Source organism: Halobellus captivus, assembly GCF_003697845.1.
GTDB lineage: Archaea > Halobacteriota > Halobacteria > Halobacteriales > Haloferacaceae > Halorubrum > Halorubrum glutamatedens.
This window is the reverse complement of sequence record NZ_RDQE01000008.1, coordinates 149,847-163,972: the sequence shown is the minus strand read 5'-3', so window position 1 is coordinate 163,972 and position 14,126 is coordinate 149,847. Positions and strand designations below refer to the sequence as shown.

The window sequence follows — 14,126 nt, the reverse complement described above, 5'->3', positions numbered from 1 at the left end:
CCAGAACGACGGCGGCGTGTCGGCGCAGTACGTCCTCAACGACGTCAAGCCCGGCGACTCGGGCAAGCTGGTGTTCTGTCCGAAGATCGTCGATAACCCCGCGTGGCTGTGGGCGGGGAGTACCGGGTTCACCCAGTACGAGAACGGCCTGACCGAGCCCGAGGAGGACGTCGACGACACGGGCGGTGACCCCGGCCCGGGCAACGGTGAACTCGCGGATAACATCCAAGTCACGGTCGCGTACTGTGAACCGACCGTTGACGAACCGAGCGCCCCCGACGATTTCGAGACGGTCCGCGAACTCAACAATCCGGAAGACTACACGCTCGCGGACCTCCTCCTGGAACTTCAGACGGGCTATCTGTTGGATGGGCTGGAGGAGGATGACGACCAGTGGGTGCCGACGGACGACGGCGCGTATCCGGCTAGTCCCGATTCTGACACCCAGACGGGACCGTGTCTCTGTATCGACTGGAACGTGCCGACCACCGTCGGCAACGTGATCCAGTCCGACTCGGTCGAGTTCGACATCGGATTCACGGCTCAGCAGTCCCGTCACAACGACGACCCGAACAACCCCTACGTCGATGCGGTCGCCACCGCGGATTACTACAATCCCAGTGGGCACGGTAACCCGACCAATGGGACTCTTGTGGCGAACGTTAGCTGGAGCGACGATACAGTGGCCCTCAGGTTCGACTTCCAAGACGACGACGACGGCGTCGATTTCGCCGACACGTCGGACTATTCGAGCACGAATCTCCCTGTGATGATCGATGCCGACGAGAACGGGTTCACTGATTTCCAACTCATCTGGAATACGAACTCTCCACAGAACGTCGATCCACTCGATAGCGCACCGTTTGCGAAGCGGGAGCACGACAACAGTGACGGCTCGCCCGGCGCGTACGTGGAGCTCCCGAATAACTGGAATGCTGTCAAAACCGGTGACAGTATAACGTGGGGAGTTCCGAGGAGCGAACTCGGATCGTCGTTCAAGCTATCCACTTGGGGTTCAACCGGAGGAGAAGGCCCCGTCGTGGAGATCTCGACCGATTCGGACAATAGTCCAAACTTCACGGAGAGCACCGAATACGTCGAAGTTAGCGAATCGTAGAGTCGGAATTTAACCCACTTGGAGCACGGCGGTTCGACTCCGCCGGTGGGTTTCCCCCTTGGGGGGTGACAAGCATGAGCGACAAAAACGGACTCGAAATATCACGGCGGAAGGCACTCGCCGGGATCGGCGGGATCGGCGTCGCGAGCGCCGGTGCCGGCCTCGGCACGAGCGCCTACTTCAGCGACGAGGAATCGTTCGAGGACAACTCGCTGACGGCTGGCGAGCTCGACCTAAAACTCGACTACAAGGCGACGTACGCGGGCGGTCCCGGGCGGCTCGACGAGATAGACGGCTGGTACAGCGACGAAGGACCCGGCGAGCCGTTCAATGTCACGGAGGTCGATGGTGAGGAAGGAACCTACCTTATCGGTGAAGTTCCGGACGCAACGGACGACATCTGGGAAGACGAGGTCCAAGAGACGGACCTCTGTGCGCCCGATCTCGGCCTGATCAACGGCGACGAGATCCCCGTCTTCACGCTAGACGACGTCAAACCCGGTGATTCCGGCGAAGTCACCGTCAGTCTCCACATCTGTGACAATCCCGCGTGGATGTACATGAACGGGGAGTTGACGGCCAACGATGAGAACACGGTGACGGAACCGGAGGCGGAATCGGACGAGGAGAATAACGACGAGACAGATACCTCGATCGACGGTGACGGCGAGCTCGCCGACAAGATCGAGACCACGCTCTGGTACGACGAGAACTGTAACAACGTCCTGGATGGCGGTGAGGAGTCGGGAGGAAACCCGCTCTGTGTACAGATGGTTCTCGATGAGTCCGGATCACTCGTGGTCGGTGGAAGTGACGCTGAAGACGACGTTGAAACTGGAGCCGATCAGTTAGCGAACACAGTACTGAACAATAACGACGATAGCAGCGTGGGTTACACTACGTTCCAAAGTACGGGTGAAGCAAACGTTGCCAACAGTGTCACTGACCCATATACGTCTGCTGATATTAGCCCAGTGAGTGGACAGCAGACGTACGCAGGTGAGGGCATCGAGCTTGCGAGGCAGGATCTTGAGAACTGTCCGGAAGGACATGACCGTATAATGGTCGTCTTCACTGATGGAGGGTTTGACGATCCGAGTGTAGCTGAATCACAAGCACAGACCGCAAAAGACAACGATATTGAGGTGTTCGCGATCGGGGTTGCTGGTGCTAATCAGAGTCAACTTGAAAATATTGCAAGTGAGCCTGTGGACTCTCACGTCTTCTCGGGTACTTCAACAGGTAATATTGAGTCGCTCTTCAGTCAGGTCAGTGAGACGATTACCGAAGGTGAAGAAGTGATCGAGTCGGGATCGCTCGCGGAGGTCATGGCTGAACTCGAGGAGGGGATCGCACTCGATGGGAATCGTTCCACCGAAGAAGACGAACCGTTCGCGGGCGGGATGACCCACTGTCTCGGCTTCGAGTGGGAGCTTCCGGCCGACGTCGGCAACGAGGTCCAGACGGACTCCGTCGCCTTCGATCTCGGGTTCTACGCGCTCCAGAGCCGGCACAACGACGACCCGCCGGCGGAGCCGTTCAACGGGACGTACCAGGACGACAACGGACTCCCGTCCAACGGGACCGCAAACGCATCCGACTGAACAGTGTATGCGACCTTCGGGTTTCGGCAGAGCCGGAACCCGAAACGCGGTCTCGACCCACATGGTGTACGGCGGTTCGACTCCGCCGGTGGGTTTCCCCGGACGGGGATGACAATCATGGAACGCAACGACGGATTTCAACTCTCGCGTCGGAAGGCGCTGGCGGCCCTCGGTGGGGTCGGCGTCGCGAGCGCCGGTGCCGGCCTCGGCACGAGCGCCTACTTCAGCGACGAGGAATCGTTCGAGAACAACTCGCTGTCCGCGGGGGAGTTGGACCTGAAGGTCGACTGGCAACAGACCTACAACGGGCCGATCCCGAACGGTGACGGCGAGGTCGGCGAACACCCGGTGAACGCCTACCCGGATACCGCGGTCGACGGCCAGAGCTACGGCGACGGACTCCAGGACCTCGACGGCGTCCGGTACTCCGGTGCCGGCGAGTTGGATCCCGTGTTCGACGCGGCCGACGTCCCCGCCTGCTGTGACTGTGCGGAGGACGAGTACTACGTCACGTACGGCGGCGAGTCGTACTGTGTCAGCGCTATCTCGGGGGACGAAAGCACGGATGAATTCTACGATTACGATACGGGGGAGTGGTCGTCACTGAATGATGACATTCAGCGACGGAACACGACCGTTCTCTTCCTGTATGAAGACGATGAGGGTGATATACACCTATTCATAATCAACAATGAACTCGACAACACCAGGAGCTCCGATAACGGATTCGTCGCTTCAGTCACTGTCGAAGGTGCTGAGGGTAGCCAGTGGTTAAACGCGGCGTGGATAGATCAGGACGAACCTGGTACCGACATCGACGCATATCAGGACGCCAATGGAAGCAACGTCGCGACGGCTGACTGGGCTTGGCAGAATAGGAAAACCGACGGCGGCGTTCTCGGTACATTAGATGAAGATTTCGCTCTACGGGTTACTCCGGCGTTGAACAACGCGGCTACGTATGATGGAAACTCGGTCTTCCAGGATCAGACCGATATCGAACGATTGGTGCTCCTTGATGGAGATACATCCACAGAGGTAGTCCTCGAGGATACTGTCGGAACAGACGGTGATCTCGACCCGATCGTCATCCACAGCTCCTGCGGCATCGACAGCGGTGCGGAACTTGACACGCCCGCCGTCTTCCGGAGTCAGAACTACCCGGATCAGGAACACCTGGTCGAGCTCGACGACGTCAAACCGGGAGACACGGGCGAGATAACGTTCTCGCTTCACCTGTGTGACAACCCCGGCTACGTCTGGTTCATGGCGGGCAACTTCTCGCAGGACGGTGGAACGCTGACCGAGCCGGAGCGCGTCGCGATGAACGAATCGGATCCGGGCTCGGTCACGGAGAGCGACGACACCGGAACCCTCGCCGACTACGTCGACGTGACGCTCTGGTACGACGACGACTGTGACAACACCTACGACGAGGAGATGGAGACGCCGATCTTCGAGGGCACGCTCGCCGGATTGATGGACGAACTCGGTGTCGCGGAGGGTGCCGACGAGGAATCCGACGACTTCTCGGGGATGCTCGGGTTGGACGCCGATCCGAACGACGGCGACGATGTCGAGTGTTTCCCCGCCCAGGAGGGCTTCTGTATCGGCTTCGAGTGGGAGGTCTCGACGGAAGTCGGGAACGTCATCCAGGGAGATTCCGTCGGGTTCGACCTCGGGTTCTACACCGAACAGTGCCGCCACAACGACGGAAGCGGCCCGGACGGCAACGGTACGAACTAGACGTCAGTGTAGCGGAGCGTTGACGACCCGCACCGGTACGGGGGCGGTCGATTCGCCCCTCCCTCGCCGAGCTAACCGGTGGATCCGGACGGGACGAAACACGGGAACGCATACGACATGACGAACACGCGGATATCGCGGCGACGACTGCTCGCGGCGGTCGGCGGCGGAGCGGCGACCTCCGTGGCCGGCCTCGCGCTGTCGACCGGGCGGAGCCGCGCGTACACCGACACGATACGGCTCCAGACGGAGACGGTCGAGGAACTCGTCGTCGACTGGCGGGAGACGTACAACGGCGCGGTGCTCGAGGACACGACCGGGACCGCGACGCCCACGCCGTCCGGACCGGCGATCTCGCTCGGCAACGTGCTTCCCGGCGACGCCGGATCGCTTAGCGTCCGTCTCCGCATCGAGACCGGCGGGTCGGACGGGTCGAGCGAGTCGGACACGCCGACCGTCGAGCCCACCCTCACGCTCTCGCTCGCCGACGGCGTGGACTCGAGCGCGATGCGGGAGTTCGTCGACGCCGCGGTGTGGTACGATACGGGGCTCCTCGACGTCGACGCGCTGGGATCGGACAACGCCGAGCGCGACCCGGGCGAGGGGCTCGTCCATCCAGACGCGGACGGGACGTTCGGGGAGGTCGCCGACGCGCTCGGGGACGGCGTCACTCTCGACGCCGCCCCGAACACCCCCGGAACGAGCTGTCTCGGGGGCGACGGCGCGGTGACGGTCACGTTCGGCTGGTCGTTCCCGCCGAACCGAGCGGGTATCAACGCGGCACAGGGCGAGACGATCGAGTTCGATCTGGAGTTCGATGTCGCCCAGTGTTAGCGCGGTCGGACGGAACGCGACCACGCTAGCGCCGCATAACGATCCGTTACACGTCGATAACGACCGATTCAACGCGATCGTCGATCGACGGGAGCTCCGGAGCGTCGAACAGCCGGCTCATACACAAGTGGGTGCTCGAGCGATCGGGAACCGACGACCCGACGGGGGGATCACGCATGTCCGATGACGAGGAGTACTCGCGCCGACGGCTGCTCCGGGCGGTCACGGGGACCGCCGCGGTCGGCACGGTCGGCGCGGTCGGGGGTGCCGCGACCGGCGCGTACCTCTCCGACTGGGAGCCGATCGGCGACGCACTCCTGCGAACGGGGTCGTTCGGCCTCGAGATCGCGGCCGTGCCGCGCGACGGTCGCGGAGATCCCCCCTCGGTCGCGGACGACGACTTCCGAACCGTCACCACGGTCCCGGTCGAGTTCCCCGAGGTCGAACCCGGGGACTCGGGCGTGCTCAGGGTCGGAACTCGGCTCTGTGAGAGCCCGGGATGGGTTCGGTTTCGGGCCGAGTCGTCGAACCAAACCGGACTCGGGTCGTGGCTCGACGTCAGGCTCATGCACCGCCCGACCTGTGACGGGGGCGGGATCGAGCTGTTCGCCGGAACGCTCGCCGGGCTGCTCGATCGATTCGACGAGGCGACGGTGCTCGGCGAGGACTGTCTCGGCTGTGAGCCGCCGTCGTGTCTCGACCTCGAGTGGGAACTCGATCCGGAAGTTCCCGCCGCGTACGCCGGAGAGGAGCTGTCCTGTCGGTTCGAGTTCACCGCCGTACAGTGTCGACACATCGAGAAACCCGACGAGCCATGAGACCGAACCCGACCACACCGAAACGACGTCGAGACCGCGTCGAGACGACGAGCAGAGGGGCGACGAGCAGAGGGGCGACGAGCAGAGGGGCGACGAGCAGAGGGACGACGATCGGAATGACGACGACTCGGGGAATGAGGAGCGGGAAGGCGGACGAGGTTTCCGGCCGACGTCCGGAGTCGAAGGGAGGTGAACGTCCGTCATGACGGTGGATCTTCCCGACCGCGGACGAATGCTCGACTGGGCCGGACTGCTGTTGCTGATCGCCCTCGTAGCTCCGTTCGTCGTCTACGCGGTCCCCGGAGTCGTCGGCGCGCAGGGGGGATACGTGGTGTTGTCCGGTAGCATGGAGCCGTCGATCGGCGTGGGTGACGTCGTCATCGTCGACGACGTGACCCCGGCCGAGATCGAGGAGGGTGACGTCATCACGTACCTCCGTACCGACGCGGAGACGCCCACGACCCACCGCGTCATCGACGTCACGGAACGGAGCGGGGAACGCGCCTTCATCACCCAGGGCGACGCCAACGACGATCCGGACTCCGCGCCCGTTCCGGAATCACAGGTCCTCGGCGAGGTCGCCGTCGTGATCCCGTACATGGGCTACGTGATCGAGTTCGTGAACACGCCGACGGGCTTCCTCGCGCTCGTCGTGGTCCCGTTCGTCCTGCTCGCGCTCTCGGAGGTTCGATCCGTGCTCGGGAACGACGGAGGTACCGGAGCGGCCGGAGCAGCCGAGGAGACCGATTCCGACCGCACGGCAGGGGACGGGGAGTCGGATCCGGACGCCGGTTCCACGGAGGCTCCACCGATGGGACCGTTCGAGGCCGCATCGGTCGACGACGAGGGGACCGACGATCGATCGAGTGCGAGGACGCCCGTCGACGCGAGCGAGGACGCGGAGCCGAGCGGAGAGCCGATCGCGATCACGCGAACGGACCTCCGCCTTTCGGGTCTCGTCCTCGTGGGAACCACCGCATACGCCGGCTGGGTCGTGTACCACGTCCAGACCGCGTGGTCGTTCGCGGTCGCGTTCGGATCCGGCTTCGGACTCCTGCTCGTGGGCGGGATGTACTACGCCGCGGGAGAAACTGATCCCGGCGACGACGACCGGACCACGGGACGGGAGACGGCCGCTCGCGTCGACGATCGACCGCAGGACGGCGACGACGGGGTTTCACGTGAGACGGGACGCCCGAAGCACATCGCCCGGGCCGACGGCGAGGGCGGATCGATCCCGGCGCCTGACGATCTGGGTATCGAGGAGGCACGGGGTCCGTCACTGAGCAGCGAGACGGAGGGAAACGAGGCACGGGGGGCTGACGATGAGTGACGACACCTCCTCGAAGTTCCTGGCGCTCGCCTCCGCGGCCGCGTTGGTGTTCGCCACGGTCTCGGGTGGAGCCGTGACGCACGCCACGTTCACGGACGCCGGAAACGTCGCCGTGACGGTCTCCGTCGGGAACGTTCCGGAAGACCCGGATCCGGACTTCGCGGGGGATGGAACGCCGACCGTGGAGACGACCGCGACCGGAACCGAGGTCGAAGGGGACGAGGGACCGGCCTCGGAGGCGGAGCGGAAAAACGGGGGGACACCCGACGACAGCGACCCCCACGACGGCGAAGTGACGGACGACGAAGCGGGCGACGACAAGGGGACGGACGACGAAGCGCCGACCGATCCGACGCCGGACGACACGGCACGGGAGACGCCAACGAACGAGACGGACGGAAACGACACGTCAACAAACGACACGTCGACACACGATCCATCAGTGAACGACGGATCGACCACCGGCCCGTCGGTGAGCGACGGATCGACCGTCGATCGAACCTCGGCCCGCGTTCGATCGGACTCGACGAGCCGACGTAGCGGTCACGTGGCTACGGTCCTCTCCGTCTCGAGGACCGCACGGGACGACGTCTCGGGTGAGGATCAACGATGACGCCGAAGGACCCGCCCGACGATCCGCGCCGCGCGGAGATCGGCCGTGCTCGAGTCGACGGCGGCCGGATCGGTCGACGGTTCGTGACGAAACGAAACGTGCTCCGGCTGTTGATCCTGCTCTTGATCCTCGTTCCCGTCGTCGATTACCTACTAAGTCTTTGAGTTCGACGCGGAGCCGACCGTCCCGTGTCGAACCGGATCGATGTGGATCGGAGAGGCGTCGCCGCTATCACTCCTCACCGAGGTCGGCACCCAGCCGGTTTCGGTTGGTTTCCCGGACGTAGACGGCCGACGATATCAGGAACGCTAAGACGACGAGCCCCAGGAAGGCGGCCACCGGGATCGAGTCGAAGGGCGGGAACGCGAGCGCCTCCATCACGAGGGCGGCGACACAGACGAGCGAGAGTCCGAGGAAGTAGTAACTCCAGGGGATCCGGCTCTCGGGAACGGGCTCGAGATAGAACTCCACCCGTCGGGCCATCGCCGTGAGTTCGATCCGTCGGCTCTCGTGATCGTGGTGGATCACGCCGCGCTCTTCGAGCATGGGGAGGTGGGTCTGCGTCAGTCCAGCGTACGCGCGTTTGCGTTGCGTCGCGGTGAGTTCCTCGACGTCCACGCCGTTCTCGCTCGCGGCCACGTACTCCACGAGGTCCTCGAACGCGACCGGGCCGCCGTCGTGCGCCTTCAGGTACCGGAGGACGTGTCGACGACGCTCGTTACGAAGGATCTCGAAGACCGTCTCGCGGGGCAACGTCCCCTCCGCAGCCGGGGACCGGTTCGGGCGGCGGAAGGTGCGCATCGTCGATCACTCAGGTCTCCCGAGGCGTTCCGTGGACGTCGTTTCGGCGGGTTCGATACGTGTGGATGCTCGAGGAGACGAGAAACGCCGCGACGACGACCGCCGCGGTAGACAAGGAGACGACGCCGAAGGTCGTCCCGACCAGTACCGACCCGAAAAAGAGCAGCGCCGCGAGCAGCGAGAGCCCGAGATAGTACTGTCCCCACGGGATCTCGTGTTCGGGGACGTAATCGAGATAGAGCCGGACGTCGTCCATGCGTTCGGTCGGTCGCAGTTCGCCGCGTCGACGGTCGTACTCGATCACCCCGGCCTCGTGGAGCTTCGGGAGGTGTGTCTGCCGGAGCGCCGTGTACACGCGCTTTCGGTCCGCGTACTCGGTCTCGACGAGTTCCTTGTCGTTCTCCCAGGCGGCGATCGTGTCGACCATCTCGCCGAGGTGGAGCGGTTCGTCCGTCGATTCCCGGAGATACTGGATCACGTATCGTCTCCGCTCGTTACAGAGGACGTCGAATATCTCGTCGCGCGTCGGCCCCTCCGGTTCGGTGGAATCGGCGTCTGAGGGGCCCGTCGTCTCCTCGATCGCGGTGAGTTCGGCAGATCCCCTCATCACGTCGAGGACTACAGAAGGCGGTTACAAAAACTTAATTAATTTCACATTTGTCTGACCATAAATAGTGTTAACGAGCCTCAATCGATGGCGAACCTCATGGATGACCGGCCATGAAAACGCCTCAAAGCACCGAAAACAGGCGATTGAGTCGATCGGGACGTCGAACGTCCATGAGCCGAACGCGAGGCGTCCCGTCTCCCGCCACCGTCCATCACATAAGAAAACAGGAATATAGGAAATGTTAATATGTCACGAGATGTCTGTCGGTACAACGACACTGCGTCGGATCCCGTGGACAGTGAGTGTCCGCGGATCCGTCGCCGAGTCATGCGGGGACGGAGACGCACCCGCCGACCGACGCTTTCCACAGCGAGCGATACCGAACGGCCGCGATGAAACGGGCTTTCCGCCTACCGGACGCAACCGATCCGACGTGCCGGACCGATCGATCCGACGGGCGAAAGGGAGACGAGTACCCCAAAATGGACCAGATATCCGCGAAACGGGAGGACGTACCGGAGGGTGATCACGACGGATCAACGGACTCGACGACGGACGGCGAGTCGAACCACATCTCGACCGACGAGGTGTTCGCGCTTTTGAGCAACGGACGGCGCAGACACGTCCTCCGGTTCCTCTCGGAGAACGGTGGCGAGATCAAGCTCCGCGAGCTGGCGACGACCATCGCCGCCGAGGAGAACGGGATCGAGCCGGTCGAGGTGACCTACACGCAGCGGAAGCGGCTCTACACCTCGTTGTACCAGTCACATCTCCCCCGAATGGAACGTAGCGGCGTGATCGAGTACGACCGGAACAGCGGGCTGGTGACGCTCGCGCCGGCCGCGGACGACTTCGACGCGTACCTGGAGGTGGTCGGCGAGAACGAGTTCACCTGGTCGGAGTTCTACCTCGGCCTGACGGGACTCTTCGCCGCCGTCACGCTCGCGTATGCCACGGGAACGCCTCCGTTCAGCGCGTTCGGTCCGGCCGTCGTGATGGCCACGATGACGCTCCTCCTGCTCGTCGCGGCGGTCGCTCACATCCGATACACGCGCGGCCGGCGGCTCTGACCGGCTGACGGTGACGGACGCCGAGTTCCGGGCGGGGGGAGCCGATCGGCGAGTAACGTGACGGTGGTTTCACGGTCCCGGCCGCCGTGGGATCTCCATGGAACTGTTCTGGCATCGACGGGACCTGCGGGTCGCCGACAACGTCGGGCTCGCCGCCGCGACCGATCGCGGCCCGGTCACGCCGATCTTCGTCCTCGATCCGGACGTGCTCGCGCACGCGAGCGACGTTCGCGTGCGACGCCTGCTCGACGGGCTGGCGGCGATTCGTGACGCCTACCGTGACCACGGGAGCGACCTCCTCGTCGCTCACGGCGACCCGGCGGCCGTCCTCCCGACCGTCGCGGACGGCCTCGACGCCGAGCGCGTGGTCTGGAACCGTGACTACTCGGGACTAGCCCGCGAGCGCGACGCAGCCGTGCGGCGCGCGCTCGCCGAGGCCGGGATCGCCCGTGAGGCTCACCACGACCGGGTGCTACACACGCCGGACTCGATCCGAACGAACGCGGGCGACCCCTACTCCGTGTACTCCTACTACTGGAAGAAGTGGCGGGATCGCGAGAAGGACCCGCCGGTCGGGACGCCCGACGAGGGGGATCTCGTCGACTCCTCGGTTCTCGCCGACTCCGCGATCCCTCTCGAATCCACGGAGTCCGATGAGACGGCAGGTCCCATCGACGTCGCCGTCGGCGACCTCCCGTCGCCCGACTCCCTCGGGTTCGCCGAGCCCGACGCCGCGGTCGGTCCCGCAGGCACCGAGGCGGCGAGAGAGCGGCTCGACGGCTTCCTCGGCGACGACGTGTTCGGCTATGAGGCGGACCGCGACTACCCTGCCCGACGGGCGACCTCCCGGCTCTCGACGTTCCTGAAGTACGGCGAGATCGGGATCCGGGAGGTGTACGCCGCCACGGAGGAGGCGATGGCGGCCGCGGCGGACCGGGCCGAGGACGACGCCGAGGGGAGCGTCGAGGAGTTCCAGGCGCAGCTCGCGTGGGGGGAGTTCTACACGCAGGTGCTGTTTCACAACCCCGAGGTCGTCACCGAGAACTACAAGGAGTACGAGGAGGGGATCGATTGGCGCGACGATCCCGAGGAGATCGAGGCCTGGAAGCGCGGCGAGACGGGGTACCCGATCGTCGACGCCGGGATGCGCCAGCTCCGGGAGGAGGCGTACGTGCACAACCGCGTTCGGATGATCGTCGCCTCCTTCCTCACGAAGGACCTCCTCGCGGACTGGCGACACGGCTACGACCACTTCCGCGAGAAACTGGCCGACCACGAGACCGGAAACGACAACGGCGGGTGGCAGTGGGCGGCCTCGACCGGGACCGACGCACAGCCGTACTTCCGGATCTTCAACCCGATGACGCAGGGCGAACGCTACGACCCGGACGCCGAGTACGTCGCCGAGTACGTCCCCGAACTGCGCGGGGTCGAACCGGAGGTCGTCCACGGCTGGCACGAGCTCTCGCCGACCCAGCGAGCGAACGCGGCACCCGACTACCCCGACCCGATCGTCGACCACTCGACGCGACGCGAGCAAGCACTGGCGATGTACAAGCGCGCCCGCGGCGAGGACCCCGACGAGTAGGGCGAGAGAGAAGGTCGACGGGGAGTGCCGCCGATTCGAACCGGGCGAACTCGAGTCCTCCCGCCGGTCGCCGGAGTTTATGGCGGCCGGGCGACAGTCGTAGTCATGAGCGACGAGCGACGATCCGAACCGAGTCGTGATCGACGGTTCGAGACGAGGGAGGTCCACGCGAGCGCGAGAACCGACCAGTACGGCGCGCTCGCGACGCCGATATACGCCAACTCGACCTACGAGTACGACACGATGGACGGGCCGCGCGGCGGCCACCGCTACTCGCGGATCTCGGGGCCGACGAGGGGCGAGTTGGAGCGGGCGTTCGCCGACCTGGAGGCCGCCGACCACGCGAGCGCGTTCGCCAGCGGCATGGCCGCCATCGACGCGGTGTGTTCGCTTCTGACCGCCGACGATCACGTCGTCGTGGGCGAGAGCGTCTACGCCGAGACCCACGAACTGCTGACGCGGATATACGCCGGCTACGGGATCGAGACGACCGTCGTCGACTCGACCGACCCCGACGCGATCGCCGACGCCATGCGGCCGGAGACCGCGATGGTCTACGCCGAGACGCCGACGAACCCGACGCTCCGGATCGTCGACGTCGAGGCGACCGCGGCCGTCGTCGACGACCACCCAGACGATCCCCTCCTCGTCGTCGACAACACCTTCGCGTCGCCGTACCTCCAGCGGCCGCTCGAGTGCGGGGCCGACCTGGTCGTCGAGTCGCTCACCAAGTACGTCGGCGGCCACTCGGATCTCGTCGCCGGCGCGGTCGCGACGCGCGACGACGACCTCGCCGAGGAGATCGCCTACTACGCGTACGCCCGCGGCGGGACGCCGGGACCCTTCGCGTGCTTCCTGGCGCTCCGCGGGATCAAGACGCTCTCGGCGCGGATGGAGCGACACTGCCGGAACGCGACGGCGATCGCGGCGCTTCTCGACGGCCACGACGCGGTCGAGCGGACCTACTATCCGGGCCTGGAGTCGCACCCGAACCACGCCGTCGCCCGCAGGCAGATGGCCGACTTCGGCGGGATGGTGAGCGTCGAACTCGCCGGCGGACGGGAGGCGGCGGCCACCTTCGCCGCCGACCTCGACGTGTTCGTCCTCGCGGAGAGCCTCGGCGGAGTCGAGAGCCTGGCCGAACACCCGGCGACGATGACCCACCAGGACTTCTCGCGGGAGCAGTTGGAGCGGGCGGGGATCCCGCCGGGACTCGTGCGGCTCAGTGTCGGCACCGAACACCGCGACGACCTGCTCCGTGACGTCGAGGACTCGCTCGCCGAGATCGACGGGTGAGGAGGTCACTGCGGGATCGGCCGGTCGCGGCTGCTCCCGTCGATCACAACCCCTCGAGCGTCCCGCGATCGACCGCCTCGGCGTCCAGCGGCTCGCCGCCGTGCTCGGTGACGAACGTCTCGACGTCGGCCGCCTCGCCGAACGGGATCAGGTCCGGACCCATCGACCCGACCACGTCGCTGCCGGCGACCACCGTCAGCTCGGTCGTCCGCGCGAACGCCGACGACTCGACGTGCGAGGAGAACGTGACGTCGGAGCCCTCCTCGAAGACCTCCTGGTCGACGCTCGAGTAGTCCGTGAGGAAGGTCGCAAGCGCGTCTCGACCCCCGTCCTCGGCGTCGAAGCGGTAGGTGTACGTACAGACGCTGCTACAGAACTGCGCCGGCCTGCCGCCCTCGGGTTCGTCGTCCGCGAAGTGGATCTGACCGACCGGTCCGGGATGGTCCCGGACGATCATCCCGCACTGGTCACAGGCCCGTTCCCCGTCGAGCGAGATCGGCGCGATCGATCCCTCGCCGCCGCCCGCACCGCCGCCCAGACACCCCGCGAGCGTGAGCAGGGCCCCGCCCGCGATCCCGTCCAGCACCCGTCGCCGCGACGCCGTCGATCCGGTACGTTCTTTCATCGGCTGAGCGTTCGAATCCGGCCGCCTTAGCCCCTGGGAACGGATCCACTCGCCCGTTCGAGGAACGAACC

The 14,126-nt window shown here is 65.3% G+C and carries 14 protein-coding genes; 11 read left to right on the top strand and 3 right to left on the bottom strand.

Annotated elements, in window-relative coordinates; genetic code table 11:
• Window positions 1–16 precede the first annotated feature (16 nt).
• The 8 genes from EAO78_RS11040 (at window position 17) to EAO78_RS17915 (ending at window position 8,229) form a co-directional block, all read left to right on the top strand.
• Window positions 17–1,117 (top strand): hypothetical protein, encoded by a 1,101-nt coding sequence (locus tag EAO78_RS11040; RefSeq protein ID WP_238987672.1) that lies wholly within the window; start codon window positions 17–19, stop codon window positions 1,115–1,117.
• A 74-nt stretch (window positions 1,118–1,191) separates the two neighbouring features.
• On the top strand, window positions 1,192–2,721 hold the full coding sequence (locus EAO78_RS11035; RefSeq protein WP_122105883.1) for a vWA domain-containing protein: 1,530 nt from the start codon (window positions 1,192–1,194) through the stop codon (window positions 2,719–2,721).
• A 108-nt stretch (window positions 2,722–2,829) separates the two neighbouring features.
• Window positions 2,830–4,467: a SipW-dependent-type signal peptide-containing protein gene (locus EAO78_RS18460; RefSeq protein ID WP_417446944.1), complete on the top strand. Its 1,638-nt coding sequence runs from the start codon at window positions 2,830–2,832 to the stop codon at window positions 4,465–4,467.
• A gap of 117 nt (window positions 4,468–4,584) precedes the next feature.
• A complete protein-coding gene (locus EAO78_RS11020) occupies window positions 4,585–5,301 on the top strand; it encodes a hypothetical protein (RefSeq protein ID WP_136516506.1) in 717 nt (238 codons plus the stop codon).
• A 176-nt stretch (window positions 5,302–5,477) separates the two neighbouring features.
• Complete coding sequence (locus tag EAO78_RS11015; RefSeq protein WP_122105881.1) at window positions 5,478–6,119, top strand: hypothetical protein; 642 nt, start codon at window positions 5,478–5,480, stop codon at window positions 6,117–6,119.
• A gap of 202 nt (window positions 6,120–6,321) precedes the next feature.
• On the top strand, window positions 6,322–7,452 hold the full coding sequence (locus tag EAO78_RS11010) for a signal peptidase I (RefSeq protein ID WP_122105880.1): 1,131 nt from the start codon (window positions 6,322–6,324) through the stop codon (window positions 7,450–7,452).
• Window positions 7,445–8,065 carry a hypothetical protein gene (locus tag EAO78_RS11005; RefSeq protein ID WP_122105879.1) on the top strand — a complete coding sequence of 207 codons (621 nt, stop codon included), beginning with the start codon at window positions 7,445–7,447 and terminating at the stop codon, window positions 8,063–8,065. Before EAO78_RS11010 ends, EAO78_RS11005 begins: the two co-directional genes overlap by 8 nt.
• Window positions 8,062–8,229 carry a hypothetical protein gene (locus EAO78_RS17915; protein ID WP_162498068.1) on the top strand — a complete coding sequence of 56 codons (168 nt, stop codon included), beginning with the start codon at window positions 8,062–8,064 and terminating at the stop codon, window positions 8,227–8,229. The genes EAO78_RS11005 and EAO78_RS17915 overlap by 4 nt, the downstream gene beginning before the upstream one ends.
• Window positions 8,230–8,296: 67 nt before the next feature.
• On the opposite strand, the gene EAO78_RS11000 is transcribed toward EAO78_RS17915, so the two are convergent.
• Together EAO78_RS11000 and EAO78_RS10995 are read right to left on the bottom strand one after the other, a co-directional pair.
• Window positions 8,297–8,866 carry a DUF7344 domain-containing protein gene (locus EAO78_RS11000; protein ID WP_122105878.1) on the bottom strand — a complete coding sequence of 190 codons (570 nt, stop codon included), beginning with the start codon at window positions 8,864–8,866 and terminating at the stop codon, window positions 8,297–8,299.
• A gap of 10 nt (window positions 8,867–8,876) precedes the next feature.
• Window positions 8,877–9,473: a DUF7344 domain-containing protein gene (locus tag EAO78_RS10995; RefSeq protein ID WP_238987670.1), complete on the bottom strand. Its 597-nt coding sequence runs from the start codon at window positions 9,471–9,473 to the stop codon at window positions 8,877–8,879.
• A gap of 485 nt (window positions 9,474–9,958) precedes the next feature.
• Between EAO78_RS10995 and EAO78_RS10990 the strand changes: the two genes are divergently transcribed.
• From EAO78_RS10990 to EAO78_RS10980, 3 genes are all read left to right on the top strand, one after another.
• Window positions 9,959–10,546 (top strand): DUF7344 domain-containing protein, encoded by a 588-nt coding sequence (locus EAO78_RS10990; protein ID WP_122105877.1) that lies wholly within the window; start codon window positions 9,959–9,961, stop codon window positions 10,544–10,546.
• A gap of 97 nt (window positions 10,547–10,643) precedes the next feature.
• Entirely contained in the window at window positions 10,644–12,134 is a 1,491-nt protein-coding gene (locus EAO78_RS10985) for a cryptochrome/photolyase family protein (RefSeq protein WP_122105876.1), read from the top strand.
• A 105-nt stretch (window positions 12,135–12,239) separates the two neighbouring features.
• Entirely contained in the window at window positions 12,240–13,430 is a 1,191-nt protein-coding gene (locus EAO78_RS10980; protein ID WP_122105875.1) for a trans-sulfuration enzyme family protein, read from the top strand.
• A gap of 43 nt (window positions 13,431–13,473) precedes the next feature.
• Here EAO78_RS10980 and EAO78_RS10975 read toward each other — a convergent pair whose 3' ends face one another.
• A complete protein-coding gene (locus tag EAO78_RS10975; RefSeq protein WP_122105874.1) occupies window positions 13,474–14,055 on the bottom strand; it encodes a nitrous oxide reductase accessory protein NosL in 582 nt (193 codons plus the stop codon).
• Window positions 14,056–14,126 lie beyond the last annotated feature (71 nt).